19 protein-coding genes and 1 pseudogene are annotated in these 22,722 nt (G+C 38.9%); 12 read left to right on the top strand and 8 right to left on the bottom strand.

Features of this window, described 5'->3' with window-relative positions:
* Positions 1 to 52: 52 nt before the first annotated feature.
* Both ACXM0J_RS06015 and ACXM0J_RS06010 read left to right on the top strand, forming a co-directional pair.
* Complete coding sequence (locus tag ACXM0J_RS06015; protein WP_057077470.1) at positions 53 to 2,431, top strand: YgiQ family radical SAM protein; 2,379 nt, start codon at positions 53 to 55, stop codon at positions 2,429 to 2,431.
* 314 nt (positions 2,432 to 2,745) lie between these two features.
* Positions 2,746 to 3,246 carry a DUF2726 domain-containing protein gene (locus tag ACXM0J_RS06010; RefSeq protein WP_086265379.1) on the top strand — a complete coding sequence of 167 codons (501 nt, stop codon included), beginning with the start codon at positions 2,746 to 2,748 and terminating at the stop codon, positions 3,244 to 3,246.
* Between the two features lie 153 nt (positions 3,247 to 3,399).
* Here the strand turns inward: ACXM0J_RS06010 and ACXM0J_RS06005 are convergent, their stop codons facing one another.
* Complete coding sequence (locus tag ACXM0J_RS06005) at positions 3,400 to 3,753, bottom strand: RidA family protein (protein WP_069122028.1); 354 nt, start codon at positions 3,751 to 3,753, stop codon at positions 3,400 to 3,402.
* A 192-nt stretch (positions 3,754 to 3,945) separates the two neighbouring features.
* Between ACXM0J_RS06005 and ACXM0J_RS06000 the strand changes: the two are divergent.
* Positions 3,946 to 4,062, top strand: a pseudogene (locus ACXM0J_RS06000) (hypothetical protein).
* Between the two features lie 4 nt (positions 4,063 to 4,066).
* On the opposite strand, the gene dinB reads toward ACXM0J_RS06000, so the two are convergent.
* The 4 genes from dinB to ACXM0J_RS05980 form a co-directional block, all read right to left on the bottom strand.
* The gene (dinB, locus tag ACXM0J_RS05995; RefSeq protein ID WP_086265378.1) at positions 4,067 to 5,122 is read right to left on the bottom strand and encodes a DNA polymerase IV; all 1,056 of its coding nucleotides are present in this window, start codon (positions 5,120 to 5,122) and stop codon (positions 4,067 to 4,069) included.
* Position 5,123: 1 nt separating this feature from the next.
* Entirely contained in the window at positions 5,124 to 5,882 is a 759-nt protein-coding gene (locus tag ACXM0J_RS05990) for a glycoside hydrolase family 25 protein (RefSeq protein ID WP_086265377.1), read from the bottom strand.
* 76 nt (positions 5,883 to 5,958) lie between these two features.
* Positions 5,959 to 7,350 (bottom strand): multidrug transporter subunit MdtD, encoded by a 1,392-nt coding sequence (mdtD, locus tag ACXM0J_RS05985; RefSeq protein WP_086265376.1) that lies wholly within the window; start codon positions 7,348 to 7,350, stop codon positions 5,959 to 5,961.
* A 170-nt stretch (positions 7,351 to 7,520) separates the two neighbouring features.
* On the bottom strand, positions 7,521 to 8,144 hold the full coding sequence (locus tag ACXM0J_RS05980) for an LOG family protein (RefSeq protein WP_032012517.1): 624 nt from the start codon (positions 8,142 to 8,144) through the stop codon (positions 7,521 to 7,523).
* A 326-nt stretch (positions 8,145 to 8,470) separates the two neighbouring features.
* Between ACXM0J_RS05980 and ACXM0J_RS05975 the strand changes: the two genes are divergently transcribed.
* The 6 genes from ACXM0J_RS05975 (at position 8,471) to ACXM0J_RS05950 (ending at position 17,038) form a co-directional block, all read left to right on the top strand.
* Positions 8,471 to 10,060 (top strand): TerC family protein, encoded by a 1,590-nt coding sequence (locus ACXM0J_RS05975; RefSeq protein WP_086265375.1) that lies wholly within the window; start codon positions 8,471 to 8,473, stop codon positions 10,058 to 10,060.
* A 71-nt stretch (positions 10,061 to 10,131) separates the two neighbouring features.
* Complete coding sequence (locus tag ACXM0J_RS05970) at positions 10,132 to 10,599, top strand: YchJ family protein (protein ID WP_086265374.1); 468 nt, start codon at positions 10,132 to 10,134, stop codon at positions 10,597 to 10,599.
* Positions 10,600 to 10,644: 45 nt separating this feature from the next.
* Positions 10,645 to 11,289 (top strand): trimeric intracellular cation channel family protein, encoded by a 645-nt coding sequence (locus tag ACXM0J_RS05965; protein ID WP_016144082.1) that lies wholly within the window; start codon positions 10,645 to 10,647, stop codon positions 11,287 to 11,289.
* 81 nt (positions 11,290 to 11,370) lie between these two features.
* Positions 11,371 to 12,690, top strand: a complete 1,320-nt coding sequence (gene niaP, locus ACXM0J_RS05960; RefSeq protein WP_086265373.1) for a niacin transporter NiaP — start codon at positions 11,371 to 11,373, stop codon at positions 12,688 to 12,690.
* A 151-nt stretch (positions 12,691 to 12,841) separates the two neighbouring features.
* Positions 12,842 to 15,061 (top strand): DNA topoisomerase IV subunit A, encoded by a 2,220-nt coding sequence (gene parC, locus ACXM0J_RS05955; RefSeq protein WP_086265372.1) that lies wholly within the window; start codon positions 12,842 to 12,844, stop codon positions 15,059 to 15,061.
* A gap of 297 nt (positions 15,062 to 15,358) precedes the next feature.
* Positions 15,359 to 17,038 carry a long-chain-fatty-acid--CoA ligase gene (locus ACXM0J_RS05950; RefSeq protein ID WP_479750330.1) on the top strand — a complete coding sequence of 560 codons (1,680 nt, stop codon included), beginning with the start codon at positions 15,359 to 15,361 and terminating at the stop codon, positions 17,036 to 17,038.
* Between the two features lie 40 nt (positions 17,039 to 17,078).
* Here ACXM0J_RS05950 and ACXM0J_RS05945 read toward each other — a convergent pair whose 3' ends face one another.
* Positions 17,079 to 17,471, bottom strand: coding sequence for a hypothetical protein (locus ACXM0J_RS05945; RefSeq protein WP_086265370.1), 393 nt, complete (start codon positions 17,469 to 17,471; stop codon positions 17,079 to 17,081).
* 106 nt (positions 17,472 to 17,577) lie between these two features.
* On the opposite strand from ACXM0J_RS05945, the gene ACXM0J_RS05940 reads away from it, so the two are divergent.
* Positions 17,578 to 17,976, top strand: coding sequence for an MAPEG family protein (locus ACXM0J_RS05940; protein ID WP_002121258.1), 399 nt, complete (start codon positions 17,578 to 17,580; stop codon positions 17,974 to 17,976).
* 127 nt (positions 17,977 to 18,103) lie between these two features.
* Positions 18,104 to 18,628 carry an inorganic diphosphatase gene (gene ppa / locus ACXM0J_RS05935; RefSeq protein ID WP_002121243.1) on the top strand — a complete coding sequence of 175 codons (525 nt, stop codon included), beginning with the start codon at positions 18,104 to 18,106 and terminating at the stop codon, positions 18,626 to 18,628.
* 106 nt (positions 18,629 to 18,734) lie between these two features.
* Here the strand turns inward: ppa and ACXM0J_RS05930 are convergent, their stop codons facing one another.
* The gene (locus ACXM0J_RS05930) at positions 18,735 to 20,021 is read right to left on the bottom strand and encodes an OprD family outer membrane porin (RefSeq protein ID WP_086265369.1); all 1,287 of its coding nucleotides are present in this window, start codon (positions 20,019 to 20,021) and stop codon (positions 18,735 to 18,737) included.
* Between the two features lie 967 nt (positions 20,022 to 20,988).
* Here ACXM0J_RS05930 and ACXM0J_RS05925 point away from each other — a divergent pair.
* On the top strand, positions 20,989 to 21,801 hold the full coding sequence (locus ACXM0J_RS05925; protein ID WP_057085022.1) for a TorF family putative porin: 813 nt from the start codon (positions 20,989 to 20,991) through the stop codon (positions 21,799 to 21,801).
* A gap of 42 nt (positions 21,802 to 21,843) precedes the next feature.
* Here the strand turns inward: ACXM0J_RS05925 and ACXM0J_RS05920 are convergent, their stop codons facing one another.
* Entirely contained in the window at positions 21,844 to 22,722 is an 879-nt protein-coding gene (locus ACXM0J_RS05920; protein WP_057085020.1) for a dihydrodipicolinate synthase family protein, read from the bottom strand.

The following is a 22,722-nucleotide window of genomic DNA, read 5'->3' as shown; positions in this document are numbered from 1 at the left end:
GCTTTCATCTTTAGATGTCTCTCCTTCATCTGCTAGCCGAGATTCGCAAGCCATGTCTACTGCCTACACCATGCAAACTGCGCCAAAAGCGTTGTTTGATTACGACAAATATTGGGCGTCGTGTTTTGAACCAGCGCCATTTTTGCCGATGTCACGAGAAGAAATGGACCAACTCGGCTGGGATGCGTGTGACTTTATTTTGGTTTGTGGCGATGCTTATATCGACCATCCATCGTTTGTATCAGGTGTGATTGGACGTGTGCTTGAGGCACAAGGTTTCCGTGTCGGAATTATTGCACAGCCAGACTGGACTAATGTTGAAAGCTTCCGCGTTTTAGGTAAGCCAACGATTGCTTGGGGGGTAACCGCAGGCAATATGGATTCGATGATTAACCGTTATACGGCAGATCGTAAAATCCGTTCGGATGATGCTTATTCTCCAAATAATGAACCAAATAAACGTCCTGACCGAGCAGCAACAGTTTATTGCCAACGTTGTCGAGAAGCATTCCCTGATGTACCTGTGTTATTGGGTGGTATTGAAGGCAGTTTACGTCGTATTGCGCACTACGATTATTGGTCAGATAAAGTTCGTCGCTCGATTTTGATGGACTCAAAAGCCGATTTGCTCATGTACGGTAATGGTGAGCGTGCCATTATTGATGTAATGCATCGTTTGGCTAAAGGTGAAAAAATCCACGAGATTACTGATGTTCGTGGTACCGCATTTATTATTAATAAACATAACAAAGCATCAAAAGCAAAGTTTGTTGAAGTTGCGAGTAATGATGTAGATACAGTTGGGCGTGTTGACCCAATTATTAACCCATATGTCATGACAGAAGATATTGATGGCTGTGAGGTTGAAAAAGAAAAGGGTAACTCTTTAGCTCAGTATCAAAATTTCCAAAAAGAGATTGTTGCGAATCCGATTGTGCGTGAAGGCGACAAACTCGATGATGACACTCAAATCGTTCAATTAAAGCCAGCACCATCAAAAGCAATTAAACACAAATTACCACCACGAGAGTTGGCGGTTATTCGCTTACCTTCTTTTGAAGAAGTGGCGAATGACCAAGTGCTTTATGCGCATGCAAACCGTATTTTGCACCTTGAAACCAACCCTGGTAATGCCCGTGCGTTGGTGCAACGCCATGGTGAGCGTGATGTGTGGATTAACCCACCTCCAATTCCTCTAACTACTGAGGAAATGGACTATGTGTTTGATTTACCTTATGCACGTTTGCCACATCCTACTTATGGTGATGCGCGTTTCCCTGCATTTGATATGATCAAATTCTCGGTCAACATTATGCGTGGCTGTTTTGGCGGCTGTACGTTCTGTTCGATTACAGAACATGAAGGTCGTATTATTCAAAACCGTTCGGAAGATTCGATCTTACGTGAGATTGAAAAAATCCGTGATACGGCACCAAACTTCACAGGCATTATTTCAGATTTAGGTGGCCCAACAGCAAACATGTACCGTTTGCACTGTAAAGATCCTGAAATTGAGAAAAACTGTCGTAAACCTTCTTGTGTTTATCCGGGTGTTTGTCAAAACTTACATACCGATCACGCGCCTTTAGTACAGCTTTACCGTAAAGCGCGCGCTATTAAAGGTGTGAAGAAGATTCTAATTGGTTCTGGTCTGCGCTATGACCTTGCGGTACTCAACCCAGAATATGTAAAAGAGTTAGTACAACACCATGTTGGTGGTTATTTAAAAATTGCTCCTGAACATACCGAACAAGGCCCGTTATCTAAGATGATGAAACCGGGTATTGGTACGTATGATCGTTTCAAACAAATGTTTGACCGTTTCAGTAAAGAAGCAGGAAAAGAGCAATATTTAATTCCTTACTTTATTGCTGCGCATCCGGGTACTTCAGATTATGACATGATGCACCTTGCAATTTGGTTGAAAAAGAATGGTTTCCGTGCCGATCAGGTACAGACTTTCTATCCGTCGCCAATGGCAACTGCAACAACCATGTATTATTCGGGTAAAAACCCGCTTGCTAAAGTAGCTCGCTATACTGAAAAAGTTGATATTGTAAAAGGTGAAAAACGCCGTCGTCTGCATAAAGCTTTCTTGCGTTATCATGATCCAAACAACTGGCCATTACTTCGTGAGGCCTTAAAAGAGATGGGGCGTGCAGATTTAATTGGTAATTCGAAGCAGCATTTAATTCCGACTTATCAGCCAAAAGGCACAGAAGGGGAATATAAGTCTGCTCGTAAGAAAAATTCGTCTACAGCAGGTGATTCGGTTAAACGAAATAACCAGCAAACGAATAATCATTCGAATCAGAAGCGTCCACAAAAAGGACAGGTTCTAACGCAACATAATGGTTTGCCTCCTCGTGAAACAGGTGAGAAGAGACCGTTTGGTGGGAAAAGTAAACCAAAGTCAAAAGCACGTGGATAATGATAAAACAGGCTCTTAAATAGAGCCTGTTTTGTTTTTTATGACACTATTTAAATCGTATAATGAGATTTTTTAGGATTTAAAGTACAAAAAACGTAACGAATAATGAGAAATAGCTAAAATCTGACGAGCTGCACTTGATTGTTGTTGACTCTATGATTATAAATAATGTGAGGGTGGCTAAATTTAAGCCAAGCTTGATAACTACAAGTGAAATTACTAAGTGAACCTTTTAAAAAACGGCTGTGTCGTTATCAATTAAAACAAAGTGTGATCTAGCAAAATCATTATAAAAAACTTAAAGGATTAGACCCATGTATTATTTAATCACGATCTTATTACTATTTCTGGTTGTTGTTATGGCAGTGAAAAGTCTGTCACGAAGGCATCAACATGATAGTGCTTTAAAGCGCCGTGCAGTGTTAACTAGTCATGAGCAAATGACCTTAACCAGACTACAAACAGTTTTGCCCAAATTTACAGTATTGGCACATGTATCCTTTGATGCATTATTAACTACAAAATATGCGCATACACGTCGAAAATATCAAAATATGGCAGCTGATTTTGTTGTACTTGATCAAAATTATCAGGTGGTTGTAGTCGTTGTTCTGGGGGAAAACGGTTTACGCCGAGCGCATCAACAATATGAACGTCGTTTATTACAACTGGCTGGCTATCGTGTGTTGCATTATAGCGGTGTGCCTGATTATCATGACTTAAGAAGAGATTTATTGAGTCCTGAATCAGAGCTGGCAACTTTACATGCGACACCGCAGCTAGAAAGAATGTCAAACGCTTTTGTGAAGTCTTAGACGCTATACCTAGATGTCATAGCAATTTAATTTTAGGACTCATTAAAGAAGATTTGAATAAAATGCTGAAATTAAAACTTCTAAAAAACATAAAAAACAGAGCACTATCCTAATCAATATTGCTCAGTTTTTATTGATTAAAATCAATGAAAATTATGGAAGGACCGCAACAACCGTCATTTCTACAAGCACGTCTGGTGCATAGAGTTTTGATTCTACACATGTACGTGCTGGTGGGTGCCCTTCGCTAATCCATGCATCCCAAACCGCATTCATTGCTGCATAATCTTTTTCAATATCTTTTAAAAAAATCATGACAGAAAGGATATGGGTTTTATCTGTGCCAGCTTCTGCCAATAGGCGGTCAATATTATCTAAAGTTTGTTGAGTCTGTCCTGTAACATCTACGCTTGTATCATCTGCGAGTTGCCCAGCTAAGTGTACCAAATTACCTGAAGTCGCAACTTCGCAGTAGCGTGAAGTAACGTGTAAACGCTTTACCGTCATAAAATGCTCTAATGTGGTTTTATTTAATAGTTTTGATTTTATGAAGAGTTGCTAGGTCGGTGCAAGCAAGTCGAAAAGAATTTCAGTAGATTATTGTGATGAAGGGATATCTAAGCCATGTATCAGAAGAGCCCTGCAATATTCGGATTTGGTCGTCACGCCAATCACAGGACGATATGCCGAAAGTAAAGGTTGCTCTGGCATGTTGCAAATACATGGGTAATGAATATGCGTTGATTAGGTTACTCTAAAGTTTCAGTAAAAGGGAGTCTATTTTGTTTAAAGTTTGCTCTTTTGGGTGAAAAGTAGTCAATTACCAAAGGTTAAGCTGGAAGTCGTCCGCTTGTGTCTGTAATTGATAAACGCCTATACCAATCAGGCGAAACTGGAAATGTTCGGGAATCTGCATTTCATTTAATAATAAAAATAAAACTTGAATTAAGTCTTGTAGTGACTGGATAGGCCTTTTAAAGCTTTTACTATGTTGTAAAGTTTGAAAATTCTTGAGCTTAAGTTTGATATTCACACCACGTGCATTGAGCTGTTTTCTCTCTAGTGTTTGCCATACTTTTTCGGCTAATCCCTGCCAATAGGGCTGGCATTGAGCCAAAGTAAAATCACTGTCAAAAGTTGTCTCTTTCGAAATTTGTTGGCGAGCTCTTTCAGCTTGAACAGGTCTATGGTCAATGCCCTGAGCATATAGATAGAGTTGTTGTCCATATTTACCAAAGTGATGAACTAAAACAGCTTCTTCAACTTTCTGTAAATCACCTAAGGTATGTAGCTGAAGCTGTTGTAATTTTTCCTGAGTGACTTTACCCACACCAGGAATCTTTTTAAGTGGAAGGTCTTGAATAAAAGTAGCAACTTGCGAAGGTTTGATTACACATAAGCCATTAGGTTTGTTCCAATCCGAAGCAATTTTTGCCAAAAACTTATTTGGTGCCACACCTGCTGATGCAGTAAGCCCAGTTAATCTAAAAATATCTTCTCGAATGTGCATAGCAACTTCAGTTGCACTCGCAATCTGTTTTAGATTTTCAGTGACATCCATATAAGCTTCATCTAAAGATAAAGGCTCAATAAGTAGCGTATATTGCTGAAAGATCGAGTGAATTTGAGCAGAGACCGTACGGTATTTTTCAAAATTTGGTTCAATAATGACAACTTGAGGACATAATTTTCTTGCCTGACTCATCGACATAGCAGAACGCAAACCAAATTCACGGGCAGGGTAGGAGGCCGCAGCAATTACAGCGCGCGGATGATGCGAAGATATAACGACAGGAAGATGCTTTAGATCAGGACGCTCTCGCAATTCGACCGATGCATAAAAGGCATCCATATCGATATGAATGATTTTGCGCATATTATTGTGCTTTCACGATGCCTTGCTGCTGTAAAAATTGATGCCACTCTTTGACTGAACCCTCATAAACATTGAGATCTACAGACTTTGTGATTCCTTCAATTTTACCCTGATTACTATGCTGCCAAAAGAGCCATTTTCTTTTGTCTTTCAGCTCAGGTTTTCCTTCGTAATCTCTGACCCAAAGTGGTGTATTAGGGAAACTTCCTATTAATACAATATGGTAAAAAGTTTTGGAAATATAAAAGATAGGCTGTTTGCCATAGTGCTGTTTTAAGCGGTCATGCATGATGCCTATTTCTTTAAGTAATTGTTCTTTGGTGTGCGCATTAATACAGTTACCGTCATATTCTAGATCGATAACAGGAGGAAGGGCATCGGCTTTGTTGGGTACAGTCGCAATAAAGTTATTAGCTTGCGTTTTACCATCACGGCATAGACGATAAAAGTGATAAGCACCTACATGAAACCCATGTTCACGTGCCTTGAGCCAATTTTCCTGAAATTTTGAATCTTTGTAATCACCACCTTCGGTCGCTTTTAAATAGACGAATTGGAATTTTTTCGGTGATATTTTTTTCCAGTTAACATCACCTTGATGATGAGAAACATCGAACCCTTGCACCGGATAATCCTGCGCAACGGCTTTTTGTTGATAGAACAGACCAAAATAAGCTAAGACTCCCATAACACAAGCTAAGCCAATTCCGATTAGGGTATTGTGCCGTGATGTGAAAAAAGTTTTAGCCAGTTTGCTCATTCAAAACTCGTTAAAATTTGAAGTCGACATCATAGCGTGATTCGCGAGCGAGAAACTATGCTAAAAATGCAACCGCTTATACAGACGCATCCTTTGGAATTTGCCAGAAAATAAAAGCAGTAATGACATTGATACAACCGAGACAAATGAGAGTGACATGAAACGCTGTTGTCACGTGGTCTGCACCATAATATTGAGTAAAGATATTAATGAGGGTACCTGCTAGTGCTACACCAATACTCATTGATAGCATCATGATCATCGATAGGAAACTATTACCGCTACTTGCATCTTGTTGAGGCAAGTCTTTCAAGGTTAATGTATTCATGCCAACAAATTGCAGTGAATTTAATGTGCCAAACAAGAAAAAGTGTAAGGCTCTAAACCATGTTGGAGTATCGACGGTCATGATTGCAAAAGAGGCAATACATAGCCCAACTAATGTTGTGTTAATGAGTAAAAAACGTCGATAGCCAATTTTTTGAATAATAGGTCTGACAATTGGCTTTGAAAATAATGAGCCCAAGACCAATGGAATCATCATTAAACCTGCAATAAAGGGTTCAAAACCAAAAGCGACCTGTAGCATGAGTGGTAAAACAAAAGGCAAAGCATTACCACCAAAGCGAGCAAAGAAATTACCTAAAATACCAATCGCATAAATTTTGTTTCTAAAGAGTCGGCTACGAAATAATGCATTTTGATGAGTATGTGAATGATAGGCATACCAAAGCGTTGCGATTATTCCGACGACTAATAGCGAAATACTAAACCATTTTGAATATTCAGGTGAGGCTAGATGTTCGATCCCTAAAGACCATCCGATCATGGCTACAACTAACAAGATGAAGCCACCCAAATCAAATGTTTTGACTGAGGGTTCCTTTACATTTGGCATGACTTTCAATGTCATTAATATGCCAAGTATGCCCATAGGAATATTGATGAGAAAAATCCAGTGCCAAGTTGCAACTTCAACCAACCATCCGCCCAAAGTTGGACCAGCCAAAGGCCCGAGTAAACCTGCAAGGCTCATTAAGCTCATTGCAGCTAAGAACTGAGTTCGAGGAATAATTTTTAAAAGTGATAATCGGCCAACAGGAAGTAGTAAGGCGCCGCCTATGCCTTGGATGACTCGGAAAAATAACAGCTCATTGAGACTCTGAGAAAGACCACAACCTAAAGAAGCCAGAGTAAAGATTACGATTGCCGACAAGAAAATATTTCTAACACCAAAGCGGTCTGCTAACCATCCACTTAGAGGAATGCAGGCAGCAACCGATAATACATAGGCCACCACTACACTATGCATGCGTAAAGGATCTTCATTTAGATGATGAGCCATCGCAGGAATAGCAGTATTTACAATGGTTGTGTCCAAGGCCTGCATAAAAAAGCCAATAGAAACCAAAAGAACGAGTAGTCGATATTCAGGTTGCAAAGCTTGGTGTGTCGGCGTGGCATTCATAACATTTGAAAATTAACGTTTTGGTCTAGTGTAAAACAAATTGAATTTAAAAGAAGTAAGCCAATGTTGAATACCCCTTTACTAAATCTAAGTTCTTTTGAAGGCAGAGGTGAAAATAGTTAAAATAAAAAAAGCGGCAGAACCGCTTTTTAAATAGAGTAGGTGGACAACTAGACAACAAATCTTTTTGGCATTTTTAAGTTTTTAATGACGTTATAAATTTGGTCAACATCATCACAGACAATTAATTTAGCTCGGTGCTGAAGGGGGAGGAAACCTTCTTGTACTGCATGGTCCAATTGGGCAATTAATGCATTATAAAAGCCATTTACGTTATATAAAATCATGGGCTTTTGGTGTTGGTTGAGTTGGCCCCAAGTAGCAATTTCCAATATTTCTTCAAATGTCCCTAAACCACCTGGTAATGCAATGAATGCACTCGCGCGTTCTGCCATCATGGCTTTACGTTCGTGCATAGTTTCGACCACATGTAATTCAGTTAGACCTGCATGTGCGACTTCATAATCAAGCATAAATTCAGGGATTACACCGACAGCCTCTCCGCCGTTTGCGAGAACGCTATCTGCGACTTGTCCCATTAAGCCGATACTGGCACCGCCGTAGACTAAACCAAAACCTTGGTCAGCAATTCCATGAGCAAGTTCAATTGCTTTTTCTCGGTAAATTGGATTATTTCCTGCACGTGAACCACAATATAATGCAATAAGAGGTTGTTTTGTTTTTACAGCTGTTATTGGTGAATCATTTACTGCCATTGTTAATACGCTATTCATTGCTTTATTTTCACCTTATCACGTTCATATTTCTTGTCTACACTAAGCAAAAGATATGACAACTTTATAAGCAGATTTATAAGAAAGAGTCATGTTTTGTATGGGTTTGGTGAATGCTAATCATGAACAAATAAAAATGATGAATTTATGTTAAATCTTGCCTATACTAAAAATTCGTTTAACAACATATGAACAAATATGGGTAGTGGTTGTAGTCGCTCCGTTTTAATTTCTTGTCTTAAAAAAACATTTTCCTCACTTTGTGAAGGCGCGCCTGTTGTGTTGCCAAATAAAGATAAAATTCAAACAACACAGGAGCAGGATCGATGATCTTTGAATGGATGTCTGATCCGTCTGCGTGGGTGGGTTTAGCAACTTTAATCGTTCTTGAAATTGTATTGGGGATCGATAACCTCGTTTTTATCGCGATTTTGGCTGAGAAATTACCGCCAGAGCAACGAGCTAAAGCCCGTATAATCGGTTTGGTGCTCGCGTTAGGAATGCGTCTTGTACTCTTAGCCTCGATTGCTTGGGTCGTGACACTGACTGAGCCACTCTTCCATATTTTTGATCATCCATTTTCTGGTCGTGATTTGATCTTGTTGTTCGGTGGTGTGTTCTTATTATTTAAAGGCACCATGGAATTGCATGAACGAATGGAAGGAAAACAACTCCATAAAGAAGATAATCCTGTTCATGCAGCGTTCTGGATGGTTATTGTCCAGATTGTTGTACTGGATGCCGTATTCTCATTAGACAGTGTGATTACAGCTGTTGGTATGGTGAAAGAGCTGTCAGTGATGATGGTTGCGGTTGTTATTGCGGTCGGTATCATGTTGTGGGCATCCAAACCCCTCATGGACTTTGTCAATAAACATCCAACAGTTGTCATTCTATGTCTTGGCTTCTTGATGATGATCGGTTTCTCTTTGGTCGTGGAAGGTTTTGGTTTCCATATTCCGAAGGGCTACTTATATGCTGCAATTGGCTTCTCAGTTTTGGTGGAAGTTATCAATCAGAGCATGCGTCGCAATCAGGAAAAGCTAGTTACAACCACAGACTTGCGTTATCGCACTGCCTCTGCGGTTTTACGTATGTTAGGCAGCAAAAACAGTGGTTCTTCAGATACTCAATCTTCTGATAAAGAAGATGTATTGGCGACGCAAGCTTTTGCAGATGAGGTTTTTGACGAAGAAAATGGCGCTTATCACAGTGTGCTTGTACAAGGTGTGCTTGGTTTATCAGAGCGCCCTGTAAAGTCTGTTATGACTCCACGCCCTGAACTTGAGTGGATTGACTTAGACGATGAGCCTGAAGTTTTAAAAGAACGTTTAATGTCGATGACACATTCTCGTTTGATCGTTGCACGCGGTGAACTTGATAATATTGAGGGTATTGCGCTTACGCATAAAGTTTTAAACAACTTTATTGAAACAGGGGTAATTGATTTCCAAAAGCATCTACGTGAACCTGTGATTGTGCATGAAAATGCTCAAGTGCTTATGGTGATGGAGCAATTGCGTCAAGCACCTTTGCAAATGGCGATCGTATTAAATGAATATGGTTCCATCGAAGGTATCGCAACACCAATTGATATTTTAGAAGCAATTGCTGGTGAATTCCCTGATGAAGATGAGTTAGACGCTGCTGCTGAAAGCTTGGCAGATGGTTCATTAATGCTTGAAGGTTCGACTGACATTCGCCACGTATCACTTTTATTAGGTCGTGATCTCGTTGACGAAAGTGAACAGTATTCAACTTTGTCTGGCTATTTGTTGTTCCATTTAGGCCGTTTACCGGAAAATGGTGAAGCTGTTGAGGCGGATGGTTATCGCTTTGAAGTGATTACCATGGAAGGTCATAAAATTGAAAAAGTTCATATTGTTTCTATCGAACAAGATGAATCAAAAGATTAAATGATCTTTTAAGTCTAGAAACATCATAAAATAGCTCAACTCTGAGCTATTTTTTATTTGAGAAGCACTAAATGACCCAACAAACTTGTCCATGTGGAAAAGGCAGCTATACACAGTGTTGTGAGCCTTTGCATTTAGGCACAGCCAAAGCACTAACGGCAGAGCAGCTTATGCGTTCACGTTATAGCGCTTTCGCATTACAGCAAATTGATTATATTGTGCAAACGACTGCTTTAGGGCAGCAAACAGCACTTGATAAAGATGCTATCGCAGAGTGGAGCAAACAAAATCAATGGTTGGGTTTAGAGGTGGTTAACGCCAACGAAAAATTAGATAAAACCCATGCACAGGTTGAGTTCAAGGCTCATTATCATGATGGACAAAAAGCCCAAATTCATCATGAGGTTTCACATTTTGTTTATCACCAGCAAAAATGGTTTTTCCTCGACCCAACGGTTGATATGAAGGTCACGATGAAACAACCTTGTATATGTGGTTCAGGAAAAAAATTTAAGCAATGCTGTGCACAATTTCTCTAAGTTTATCTTAAAATACGCCCACTGTTTGGCCTGAGGGAAAGGGCGATGTTACTCACCGTTATTTATATTATTGCGATTACTGCGGAAGCCATGACAGGTGCATTATCTGCTGGTCGACGGAGTATGGACTGGTTCGGTGTCGTACTGATTGCCTGTGTAACTGCTTTAGGTGGTGGTTCTGTGCGAGATGTATTGCTTGGTCACTATCCTTTAACTTGGGTAAAACATCCAGAATATTTGGTTCTGACCTGCTGTGCTGCATTTGTCACGATTATTATTGCCAAATGGATGCGTCATCTACATAACATCTTTTTAGTACTTGATGCTTTAGGCTTGATTGGTTTTACAATTATTGGTTGCCAGATCGCCCTACAAATGGGACATGGTTTTGTCGTATCAGCAGTAGCTGGGGTGTTGACTGGAGTATCTGGCGGTATTTTACGTGATATTTTATGTAACGATGTCCCATTCGTTTTTCGTCGTGAACTCTATGCGAGTATCTCTTTTGTGGCAGTCATCTGTTACTGGGTCTGTCAGGATTTAGGATTAAGTTTAGAGCTAACTGTCATTTCAACCTTGGTTTTTGGTTTTACCTTACGTCTGATTGCAATTTATTTTGGCTTAGAAATGCCTAAATTTATTTATAAAGATGATGATGCAGAATCGGCTTCTTCAACCGACGAACATTAATCATGCAGAATTCGATGTGGGCATGATATAACAATTAAATATATTGTCTTGCTCACTTATTTTTCCAGTAGAGTTTTTCCTATGGATCTGGTTTCACGTATACAAAATCTTCCAATTGGCAAATTTCACTACACACTATTGTGGGTGGTTGGTTTAGGTTGGATGTTTGATGCGATGGACACTGGTATCATTGCTTTTATCATGACAACGCTTGTTAAAGACTGGGCATTAACACCAGCCGAAAGCGGTTGGATTGTGAGTATTGGTTTTGTAGGAATGGCTATTGGTGCTGTTTGCTCAGGGGCGTTAGCAGACCGCTTTGGCCGTAAGACAATATTTGCTGTTACCATGGCGATCTATAGCATTGCGACTGCCTTATGTGCTTTTGCTCCAGACTTAAAGTGGTTACTAATTTTTCGTTTTATTGTTGGTCTTGGACTTGGTGGACAGTTACCCGTTGCAGTGACATTGGTGAGTGAATATATACCTGCACATGTACGTGGCCGTTTTATCGTACTACTCGAAAGTTTTTGGGGGTTGGGCTGGTTAGTTGCTGCACTCATTTCTTATTTTATTATTCCTAAATTTGGTTGGCATATTGCCTTTCTTATGGGTGGCCTCCCACTGATTTATATTTTAGTAATTTGGAAAAAACTCCCTGAATCGATACCTTACTTGATTAACCGTGGACGTGTTGAAGAAGCACACGTCTTAGTTCAAAAATTAGAAGCTCAAGCAGGCGTTCAAATTGTTCACCACATTGAAGTCGTGCCTGTAGCCATGCGACAAAAAGTCTCTTTTAAACAACTTTGGAGTGGTCAATTTGCTCGTAGAAGCTTAATGCTTTGGCTGATCTGGTTTGGAATTGTGTATTCCTACTATGGCATCTTTACATGGCTACCAAGTTTATTAGTGAAACAGGGCTATGATATTGTCAAATCATTTGAATATGTGTTGCTTATGATTTTGGCTCAGCTACCGGGTTACTTAGCAGCAGCATGGTTTGTAGAGCGTTTAGGTAGAAAAATTACGCTCGCTGCGTTTATCGGTTTTTGTGCCTTGTCTGCATATTTCTTTGGACAAGCCGATAGTGTAAATAGCATTATGTTTTGGGGCTGTCTCATGTCATTCTTTAATTTGGGTGCGTGGGGCGTGTTATATACCTATACACCAGAGCAATATCCAGCCAACATTCGGGCTTTTGGTTCAGGCTGGGCATCGGCAATGGGGCGTTTAGGTGGAATTTTGGCACCGATAGTCGTCACTCATATGATGGTTTCCAAGAATGGGTTTAGCCATGTTTTTATGATGTTTACTATTGTTTTACTTTTGGTTGCAGCTGTAATTTTAATATTAGGTGAAGAAACCCAAGGTAAAAGACTAGAATCGATAGGCCTCTAGTTTGCCTAACTTTATAGCAAGTAACTAAAAATATAGAGAGATGAGACATAATTTGACGCTCAGGTGACAGAGTCCCTCTTGTGTCTGTAACATAGCCCACTTAGCATAAGACTCACTTAAAATAACGACTGATTTGGAAGATAAGCTGACTATGACCAGCCTTGCGCATCAAGCGACAGAAAACCGCTCTGTAGCCGAATTTACTGAACAGGCTTACCTGAATTATGCCATGTACGTCATCATGGATCGTGCATTGCCACATATCAGTGATGGCTTAAAGCCTGTACAGCGCCGTATTGTCTACGCCATGAGCGAGTTGGGCTTAAAAAGCAGTGGTAAGCCAAAAAAATCGGCTCGTACTGTGGGTGACGTACTTGGTAAATACCATCCGCATGGTGATTCGGCATGTTATGAAGCCATGGTATTGATGGCTCAGCCATTTAGTTATCGCTATCCTCTAATTGAAGGTCAAGGGAACTGGGGTTCACCAGATGACCCTAAATCGTTTGCAGCGATGCGTTATACCGAGGCAAAACTTTCTGCCTACAGTGAATTATTGCTAAGTGAGTTAGGGCAAGGTACGAGTGAATGGCAAGATAACTTTGATGGTTCTTTAAAAGAACCAATTACCTTGCCGGCACGAGTTCCTAACATTTTGCTTAATGGTACAACTGGTATTGCGGTTGGTATGGCGACCGATATTCCGCCACATAATTTACGTGAAGTGATTAAAGGGACAATTGCCTTAATTCGTAACCCGCAAACATCAGACGAGAAATTAGCTGAATATATTCCAGCGCCGGATTTACCAACAAAAGCTGAAATTATTACTCCGCCAGAAGAATTACTCAAAATCCAGACTACGGGGCGTGGTAGTTACCGCATGCGAGCGGTTTACACTATTGAAAAAAATGAAATCGTGATTACGGAATTACCGTATCAAGTATCGGGCTCGAAGGTAATTACTCAAATTGCCGATCAAATGCAGGCTAAAAAGCTGCCTCTAGTGGTGGATGTGCGTGATGAGTCAGATCATGCCAACCCAACACGATTAGTGATTGTACTTCGTTCTAATCGTATTGATGCTGAAGCAGTGATGAGCCACCTATTTGCAACTACGGATTTAGAATCGAGTTATCGTGTTAATTTAAACATGATTGGTGAAGATGGTCGTCCTCAGGTTAAGTCGATTCGACGTATCTTACTTGAGTGGATTGAAATCCGTAAAAAAACGGTTACTCGCCGTTTGGAATATCATTTAAACCGAATTGAAAAACGCCTACATATTTTGGCAGGTCTTTTAATTGCTTATCTCGATATTGATACAGTTATTCGTATTATTCGTGAAGAAGATCAGCCAAAACCTGTACTGATGGAACATTTCAAAATTGATGAGATACAGGCAGAAGCAATTTTAGAACTCAAGTTACGTCATTTAGCAAAACTTGAAGAGATGGAAATCCGTCAAGAGCAGGATGAACTCTCCGCAAAAGCAGCGATTATTCGTGAACAACTCGAAAATCCAGAATCTTTAAAAAATCTGATTATTGGTGAATTAAAGGAAGATGCGAAAAAGTTTGGTGACGAGCGCCGTTCTCCAATCGTGGCGCGTGCTGAAGCTGTTCAGATTAAAGAACAAGATTTAATGCCAGCTGAAGCAGTAACGGTGGTTTTATCTGAAGCAGGATGGATTCGTGCTGCAAAAGGTGCAGATGTTGATGCAGAGAATTTAAACTATCGTGCTGGTGACCAATATTTAAGTCATGCGGTGGGTAAAACCAATCAACGAATTTATTTTCTTGATGAGACAGGGCGTAGTTACGCCTTGCCTATTAGCAGTCTGCCATCAGCAAGAGGTTTAGGCGAGCCATTAAGTTCGAAACTTGCTCCTGCAAGTGGAGTCGCGTTTATTCAGGTCTATTTAGATGATGAAGATTCAGAACTTATTGCTGCTAGCTCATCAGGTTATGGATTCAAAACTCAAACCAAACAGCTAGATACTAATGCCAAAGCAGGAAAGACATTCTTGTCGGTTCCTGAAAAATCAAAAGCTTTGCCGTTAGTATCTGCCCAAAACATGACACATTTAGCTGTGCTCAGCTCAGCAGGTCGACTCTTAATTATTGATTTGGCAGAACTACCAAATTTAAATAAGGGTAAAGGTAATAAGTTGATACAACTTGAAGCAAAAGAGCAGATTTTATCCATGACAACCCTGAACTTAGATGAAATAATTCAGGTGGTTGCAGGTCAACAACATCTAAAACTAAAAGGTGATGATCTACAAAAATACATGGGTAAACGTGCTTCAAAAGGACACCTCTTACCACGTGGATATCAAAAAGCAAATAAACTGTTGATTCAGAGATAAAGCTAGCGTCGGGCAACATAAATACGCTATATATGGCAACATGTTCAAGCAATGAACTGAACTTGTTGGTATTGAATAACGATTAAAAGGACAGCAATTTGGAGTACGTAATTTGTACTCCATATAAAAAAATTTGACAGGGTCAAATTGTCAAAACTTCTGTCTCATAATCTTGTTCGAAGTGTCATGAATGTGCCAATAAGTTTTAAATATGTTCTGGCACCAAGAAGCTAAAGAATAGCTGGGGCATTGAATAACAGTTATTACTAAGGATTACGAATCGGAGATAATGGCATTATGGAAAAAATTTGGTTTGCAGAATACCAAAAGACAGGGATTCCAGAAACAGTAGCATTGCCTGCGGAAAATACCTCACTAGTTGATATTTTTGAGAATAATTTCCAAAAGTTTGGTTCTCGTGATGCTTTTATCTTCATGGATAAGGCAATGTCATTTAACGAGTTAGAACTTGCAAGTCGTAAGTTCGCGACCTATTTGCAAAATTTGGGGTTAGCAAAAGGGACTCGTGTTGCAGTAATGATGCCAAACGTATTGCAAAATCCTGTGGTGGCATTAGCTGTTTTGCGTGCGGGCTTAGTTCTAGTGAATGTAAACCCACTTTATACGGCACGAGAACTTGAGCATCAATTAAATGACTCGGGTGCAGAAGTGCTCGTGATTATCGAAAACTTTGCTAGTGTTTACCAGAGCATTTTAGGTAAAACCCCTGTCAAGCACGTTGTGGTTGCTACAGTAGGGGATATGCTGGGTACGCTTAAAGGTACGTTGGTAAATTTTGTATTACGTAAAGTACGTAAGCAAATTCCTGCTTGGAATATTCCTGGGTACGTTAAATTTAATGCAGCATTAAATAAAGAAAGCCCAAGTAATTATAAGCGCCCGAATTTAACTTTAAGCGATACTGCCGTACTTCAATATACTGGCGGTACTACAGGGGTTTCAAAAGGTGCAGAACTGACACACCGCAATTTGGTCGCAAACCTTTTACAATGTGACGGTATTTTCCAGAGTAAATTTGGTGCTAATGATGGTGCCAAAGGTGACCGCATTGTTTGCGCATTACCGCTTTATCATATTTTTGCGTTCATGGTTTGCGCGATGTACGGTATGTATAAAGGTCAGGCAAATATCTTGATTCCTAACCCACGTGATTTACCTGCCGTGATTAACGAATTACGTAAATATCAGCCATCATTTTTTCCTGCAGTAAATACATTATTTAATGCTTTAGTGAATAATGAAGAGTTTAAACAACTGGACCATAGCAATTTAAAAATGGCGATGGGCGGTGGTATGGCAGTTTTACCTTCTACAGCAGAGGCTTGGAAGAAAATTACTGGTACAACCATTATTGAAGGTTATGGCTTGTCTGAAACTTCTCCAGTCGCAACTGCAAATCCTCCAGCTTCTACTGAATTTAGCGGCACCATTGGTATTCCATTGCCTTTGACAGAAGTTGCTATTTTAGATGATGACGGTAATGAAGTTGCTTTAGGTGAGCAAGGTGAAATCTCGATTCGCGGTCCTCAAGTGATGAAAGGTTATTGGAACCGCCCTGACGAGACAGCTAAGGTCATGACAGCAGATGGTTTCTTCCGTACAGGCGATATTGGCGTTATGGATAGCCGTGGATATGTCAAAATTGTAGATCGTAAAAAAGATATGATTTTGGTTTCTGGTTTTAACGTGTATCCAAGTGAAATCGAAGAAATTATTGCTAAACATCCAAAAGTATTGGAAGTTGCTGCAATTGGTGTTCCAGATGAAAAATCAGGTGAAGTTCCTAAACTCTTTATTGTGAAAAAAGATCAAAGTTTAACGACTGAAGAAATTTTGAGCTTTGCTAAAGAGAACTTAACAGGTTATAAGCGTCCTCGTTATGTTGAGTTTATGGATGAATTACCTAAATCAAACGTAGGCAAAATTTTACGTAAAGACTTACGTAAGCCAGCCTAAAAAGTTAATAAAAAAGCGCCTTAGGGCGCTTTTTTTGTTTTTACATTTTGTTGTGGCTCTTCATAAACCAGCGGTCTATGTAAGGACGACCAATTCCTACCATCCCAACAAAAACTAGCATTGTGCCCAATTGCAAACGCAGATGAGTTAAATCGAGCTGACCATAACTTAAATAATTATCTGCTAGGCAATATAGAGTAATCACAATTAACCAATGCCATAAAGGAAGTCGTTTAATACCGACTGCAATAAAAGTAATTGTTAAAATAATAAAGGTGCCCAATGTCGATTGCCAATTTAGATTTGCACAAATCACACTCAATAAAAAAGCGACAATAGGAAGTACGATTTTTAATATACGGTCTACCTGAAGTTGATTTTGTTTTTGCTTCTCTAAGACTTCAAACAATTCTTTTTGATCAGATTGTTGCATACATGGCCCTATTAATCAGTGATGACAAGTGATTGCATAAAATTTCAGGTAAAAACGCAATGTTATGATAGCATGATCAACAGTATTTTCAGTGATGGATGGCACTATGCAGGGCATCAGCGGCATTATCTATATTATTTTAGTGGCATGTTTGCTGCCATACGCATTTACCGTAATTGCAAAATTTACAGGTGGTTTTCAGCCCGTCGATAATCAAAACCCGAGAGCTTTTTTGGCTAAAACAACAGGCCTTGCTGCTCGCGCTAATGCCGTACAACAAAATAGCTTTGAAAGCCTACCTTTATTCTTAACTGCTATTTTAATGGCTGAATATATGGTTGTTCCGGAATATTTTATTTTGAGATTAGGTTGGGCATATATTATTTTAAGAGTTATTTATGGTATTTGCTATTTAAGTAATTGGGCAACTTTGCGCTCGATTGTTTGGTTCTTATCTATATTGTGTCCAATCTTCTTACTTGTGGTCACGATTAAACTGACTTGAGTGTCATTCTGTCACCATTCATATCAACTTTCGCGTGTGCCCATTGTATAATCGGCATCATTTTGATGATATCCACGCTATAATCGAGTGGATTTTACATCTGACTTCATAACGAAAGAGTATTGATATGAGTTACAGCAATATCCCAGCAGGTAAAGATGCGCCAAATGACATCTATGTCATCATTGAAATTCCTGCAAATGCAGCACCAATTAAATATGAAATTGACAAAGATTCTGATGCATTGTTTGTAGACCGTTTCATGGGTACAGCAATGTTCTATCCAGCGAACTATGGTTATGTTCCAAATACTTTGTCTGAAGATGGCGACCCATTAGACGTACTTGTTGTAACTCCACATCCTGTTGCTGCTGGTTCAGTCATTCGTTGCCGTCCAGTGGGCAAATTAAACATGGAAGATGACGGTGGTATTGATGCGAAATTAATCGCTGTTCCACACGAAAAATTATCTCCACTTTACAAAGACGTGAAGGAATATACAGATCTTCCTCCGTTATTGATTAGCCAAGTTGAGCATTTCTTCAGTCACTATAAAGATTTAGAACCAGGTAAGTGGGTAAAAATCAGTGGTTGGGAAGGTGCTGATGTTGCTAAAGCCGAAGTATTAAAAGCAATTGAAGCTGCTAAATAAGCTTTAATTTATAAGCTCAGAATGTCTCAATTGATATTTTGAGCTTAATAAAAAACCTACATCTGTTACCAGACGTAGGTTTTTTTATGCTTGATAGATTTGTGAATTAGAATAATTTCACAGGAATATCAAGGAATAAACGCCATTCATTGGTATCGCCAATGTACGCACCTTGGTATGAGTCGCTTGCACGATAATACGAGTTACGGATACGGAGGCTTGCATCTTTAGCGAAACCACTTTGAACTGTGTATTTCACTTGGTTAAAGAACTCACGTTCTTGAGCATCATCAGTTACATTTTTAACTTTGATGTCCCAACCATATACAAATGCAGTTGTCCAGTTTAGACCAGGTAATACACCTAATTTACCAAAATCGAGACTGTACTGGATTTGTGCAGATTTTTCATCATTACCGATGAAGTCAGACATGTAAGAGTTTGGCAAATAGATACTTTGGAAGCCGTCAGCATTTTGACCATAGTCATAACCAACATTACCGCTGTTTTGTTGGTAAGCAACCATGATGTTATGTGGGCCCGTATTATAAGCCGTAGAGATAGCCCAAATGTTATTTTGACGATTAGATAGATCATCAGTAGTTTGAGAATAAGTAAAAGCACCTTCATCAAACTTAGTATGATAACCACTGAAATCATATGTTAATGAACTGTCATTCGCCAATGGCTGTTTAAAGTTCACATTTACATAATGGCGATCAAGCTTATTCTTGCTGTCTAAACCATAGTAAGATGCATTTAAATTATCATCAAACTTGTATTTAGCACCCCACACAATTGCACGATCAAGACCCTTACCATTTACATCAGCATCGGTATTGATTTGATCAGACATTTGGTTTTTAGTAAATTTACCAGCAACAACTTCAAGATTCTTGATTTCATGGCTAGTTAATAAAGTACCTGTAAAATATTCAGGAACCATACGTCCAGTATTACTTGCAAGAACAGGTAGGTCGAGTACTTGAGTACCGTAACGTACTGTTGTATTCGAGAAACGTGCTTTAACGCTACCACCACCACGAGCCCAGTGATCATAAGCGGAGCCATCATTATGTAATGGGATCATTTGGTTACCGGCATTTTTATTTTCACCGATCTTAAATGAACCATCACCAACAGCTCCCACACCGAAACCAACAATACCAGGGGTAAAGCCAGAATCAATACTTACAATTGCTGATTGAGCAAATGAGCTAGTATCTTTTGCGCCCTGTTTTTTGTCACGGTTGATGTAACCTGTACGGAAGAGAATAGAACCGTTCGCATCTTCAACAAATCCTTTTGCCTCACTTTGCTCGCTTGCCTGAGCTGAGGAAATTATTGCCGCAGAAATGAGAACTGCTAATGTAAGTTTTTGTGCTTTTAGCATATTTAAAGAACCTCATAAAAACAATAAATCCTGTGCCTTGTTATTGTTCAGGGCCTAGGATTTCCATCAATTGTATAAGTAATCTATAAAAAAGATATATTTTTGTTGATTTTATTTTATATATGCTATGCAGAAATTGATTAATGTGCTATTGGTTGTTTAATGAATTTACCATTAGTCTTTTATACTTAATATATTGTTTAAAATAAAAAAAGTAATTTATTTTTTAGTTGATTTTTACCATTTATTTTATATTTAAACTTCAAAAAATAGTTGATTCTTGTGTTCATTTTTTGCTCGTTTTTGTTGGATATGTTTACTTTTTAATCTTATCTCACGTTACTTTTTTCACCTCTTTATTTTAAAATCTATCTAAAATGTTACTATATAACATTATTTTAAAAGTATGATGTACAAAAATAGATCACGAATAATAGGTCAACAGCATATGTCTGGACTGATCAAACTTAGTGCAAGATGTTGCTTAAGTTTTGTGCACTCTTCTTTTTATTCATATTCCTGCTTAAAAAAAGACCCAAAATAGTTCATTGGCTTGAACTCAAAAATAAATAAAGGAATTGAGTTAGTAAAAATGCTCATTCAGAGACCATTACAAGCATTGCCTTTAATAAATTTACATACTTTTTATATCTCGACTCTAAGATTAAATAGAAAATTTATGTGCAACAAATGAATACTCCTTACCTCGTTTAGTAATTTCCGATAAGGTGTTTTTTGTATGTTTGGTATTTTTTCTTTCATAAAAAATATATTTTATCATCATGTTTTTTATAAATATATTTTTATGAAAAATAAACAAGGATTTCATAATAAAGTGGTTTTGATCTCGGAAATTAATGAAGAGCACTTATGACAAATTTGTACTTGGCACAGCAATTGCTAAAGCTCAAGTAACACAATTTGTTTAATTCGTATAAATCGTGCGTTCATTGTGGGGGAGATCAAAATGATGAAATTTGCACTTAAGGCAGTAACTCTTGGTATCTTTGCAGCAGGGTCAACTATGGCTATGGCTGAAGATGCTCCATCTTTTTATGGAATCACGGCAACAGGTAGTGTGGCAGCGACCACAGACTATCGTTTCCGTGGTGTTACCCAATCGTCAAATAACCCAGCTATTCAAGGTGGATTTACTTTTTCACATAAGTCAGGTGCCTATGTTGCGCTTTGGGGGTCAAGCGTTGACTTTAATACGCCAGGGGTTTCAACTGAAACCGATATCTCTTTAGGTTATACAAATACATTAAAATTGTCTGATACGCTTGCACCAACTTATGATGTGGGTGTAATTCATTATGGCTATATTGGTTCTGACTCAAAATTTACTAACCCATACAATGGTGATACAGGTTTTGACTTTACCGAGTTTTATGGAAAATTAACGTTTGCTGATTCTTTATTTAAAGGTGATGCACTTAGTGTGGGCGTAAGCTATTCAGATGATTATTGGGGCCACTCTGATGAGTTCTGGTATTTTAACGTAGGTTATTCAGCACCAATAGCTGACACAGGATTTACAGGAATTGCTTCAGTTGGTTATAACAAGCTAAAAAATAAAGACTCTTTACTTGTAGTTGCAGGTGGACCAGGTGAAGATGATAGCTATATCGATTATAAAGTTGGTGTGAATTATAACATCTTGGGTATTGTCGCTGAGCTAGATGTTGTTGGTACAGACATTAGTACCTCTGGTATGACTGATGCTGGTAAGAAACCTTATGACACAGGCTTAGTGTTTAGTTTAACTAAAACATTCTAAGTTTGAATTATAAAAAAGCGGGTAAATAAACCCGCTTTTTTATTAGTTTTCTATTTCAGAAAGTAGCTGTTTTAACTGGTTAAGCTCAATATCCGCAGCTTTAGACAGTGGTTTACGTGGTGAACCCGCAGCAACACCTTTTAGTTGTAAACCAGCTTTAATCGTTTTAGGTAAACCACCGTTGACAATAAAGCGTAGTAGAGGAAGCTGCTGATAAAATGACTTCTGGGCTTGTTCTAATTCACCATTTTTTACATGTTCGATAAGTTGTTGAGGTTGTTGACCTAACAGATTTGGTGCTGCTGTACACCAACCACTTGCTCCAGCACATAAAGCTTCTAAAGCTAGAGGGTTGCAGCCGTTATAAAATGGAAGTTCACCTTTTGAGAGTTCTTGAATTTTATGCATACGTTGGATATCACCGCTGCTTTCTTTCACCATCGTAATATTTGCAATGTTGTTAAACATACGCACAATTAACTCTGGAGACATATCAACACCACTGGTCGCGGGGTTGTTATAAATCATAATCGGCAAAGTCGTCGCTTGTGCAATCGATTGATAATATTCAAAAATCTCTTGATTTGTTAGCTTCCAATAAGATACAGGAATCACCATAAGTGCATCTGCACCATAGCTTTGCGCGATCTGCGCTTTTTTGATGGCTTGATCCGTCGTGAGTTCTGAAATTCCAATAATGACAGGTACACGTTTATTAATGCTTTCAATTGAAGTCTTAGCGACTAAGCACCACTCATCCCATTCAAGATAAGCACTTTCACCAGTACTACCCAAAGGTGCAATCGCATCACAGCCATTTTCAATAAGCAAATCGAGCATCTGCTTTAGAACAGGAAGGTTAATGGTGTTGTCATCAGAAAAAGGGGTAACTGGGTAGCCAATAATGCCGTTTAGTTTCAT

This window comes from Acinetobacter sp. GRABPA_MV_2 (assembly GCF_056725885.1).
The sequence above is the reverse complement of the archived record's forward strand: the minus strand, read 5'-3'. Positions and strand labels throughout refer to the sequence as shown.

What these genes read in the sequence shown, in the direction of transcription:
- ACXM0J_RS05945 (WP_086265370.1), bottom strand. Translation starts at nt 17,471, where the DNA reads ATGCAACAATCTGATCAAAAAGAATTGTTTGAAGTCTTAGAGAAGCAA.
- ACXM0J_RS05925 (WP_057085022.1), top strand. Translation starts at nt 20,989, where the DNA reads ATGATGAAATTTGCACTTAAGGCAGTAACTCTTGGTATCTTTGCAGCA.
- mdtD (WP_086265376.1), bottom strand. Translation starts at nt 7,350, where the DNA reads ATGAATGCCACGCCGACACACCAAGCTTTGCAACCTGAATATCGACTA.
- ppa (WP_002121243.1), top strand. Translation starts at nt 18,104, where the DNA reads ATGAGTTACAGCAATATCCCAGCAGGTAAAGATGCGCCAAATGACATC.
- ACXM0J_RS05965 (WP_016144082.1), top strand. Translation starts at nt 10,645, where the DNA reads ATGTTACTCACCGTTATTTATATTATTGCGATTACTGCGGAAGCCATG.
- ACXM0J_RS05990 (WP_086265377.1), bottom strand. Translation starts at nt 5,882, where the DNA reads ATGAGCAAACTGGCTAAAACTTTTTTCACATCACGGCACAATACCCTA.
- ACXM0J_RS05975 (WP_086265375.1), top strand. Translation starts at nt 8,471, where the DNA reads ATGATCTTTGAATGGATGTCTGATCCGTCTGCGTGGGTGGGTTTAGCA.
- ACXM0J_RS05930 (WP_086265369.1), bottom strand. Translation starts at nt 20,021, where the DNA reads ATGCTAAAAGCACAAAAACTTACATTAGCAGTTCTCATTTCTGCGGCA.
- ACXM0J_RS05920 (WP_057085020.1), bottom strand. Translation starts at nt 22,722, where the DNA reads ATGAAACTAAACGGCATTATTGGCTACCCAGTTACCCCTTTTTCTGAT.
- niaP (WP_086265373.1), top strand. Translation starts at nt 11,371, where the DNA reads ATGGATCTGGTTTCACGTATACAAAATCTTCCAATTGGCAAATTTCAC.
- ACXM0J_RS05970 (WP_086265374.1), top strand. Translation starts at nt 10,132, where the DNA reads ATGACCCAACAAACTTGTCCATGTGGAAAAGGCAGCTATACACAGTGT.
- dinB (WP_086265378.1), bottom strand. Translation starts at nt 5,122, where the DNA reads ATGCGCAAAATCATTCATATCGATATGGATGCCTTTTATGCATCGGTC.
- ACXM0J_RS06015 (WP_057077470.1), top strand. Translation starts at nt 53, where the DNA reads ATGTCTACTGCCTACACCATGCAAACTGCGCCAAAAGCGTTGTTTGAT.
- ACXM0J_RS05980 (WP_032012517.1), bottom strand. Translation starts at nt 8,144, where the DNA reads ATGAATAGCGTATTAACAATGGCAGTAAATGATTCACCAATAACAGCT.
- ACXM0J_RS05940 (WP_002121258.1), top strand. Translation starts at nt 17,578, where the DNA reads ATGCAGGGCATCAGCGGCATTATCTATATTATTTTAGTGGCATGTTTG.
- parC (WP_086265372.1), top strand. Translation starts at nt 12,842, where the DNA reads ATGACCAGCCTTGCGCATCAAGCGACAGAAAACCGCTCTGTAGCCGAA.
- ACXM0J_RS06005 (WP_069122028.1), bottom strand. Translation starts at nt 3,753, where the DNA reads ATGACGGTAAAGCGTTTACACGTTACTTCACGCTACTGCGAAGTTGCG.
- ACXM0J_RS05950 (WP_479750330.1), top strand. Translation starts at nt 15,359, where the DNA reads ATGGAAAAAATTTGGTTTGCAGAATACCAAAAGACAGGGATTCCAGAA.
- ACXM0J_RS06010 (WP_086265379.1), top strand. Translation starts at nt 2,746, where the DNA reads ATGTATTATTTAATCACGATCTTATTACTATTTCTGGTTGTTGTTATG.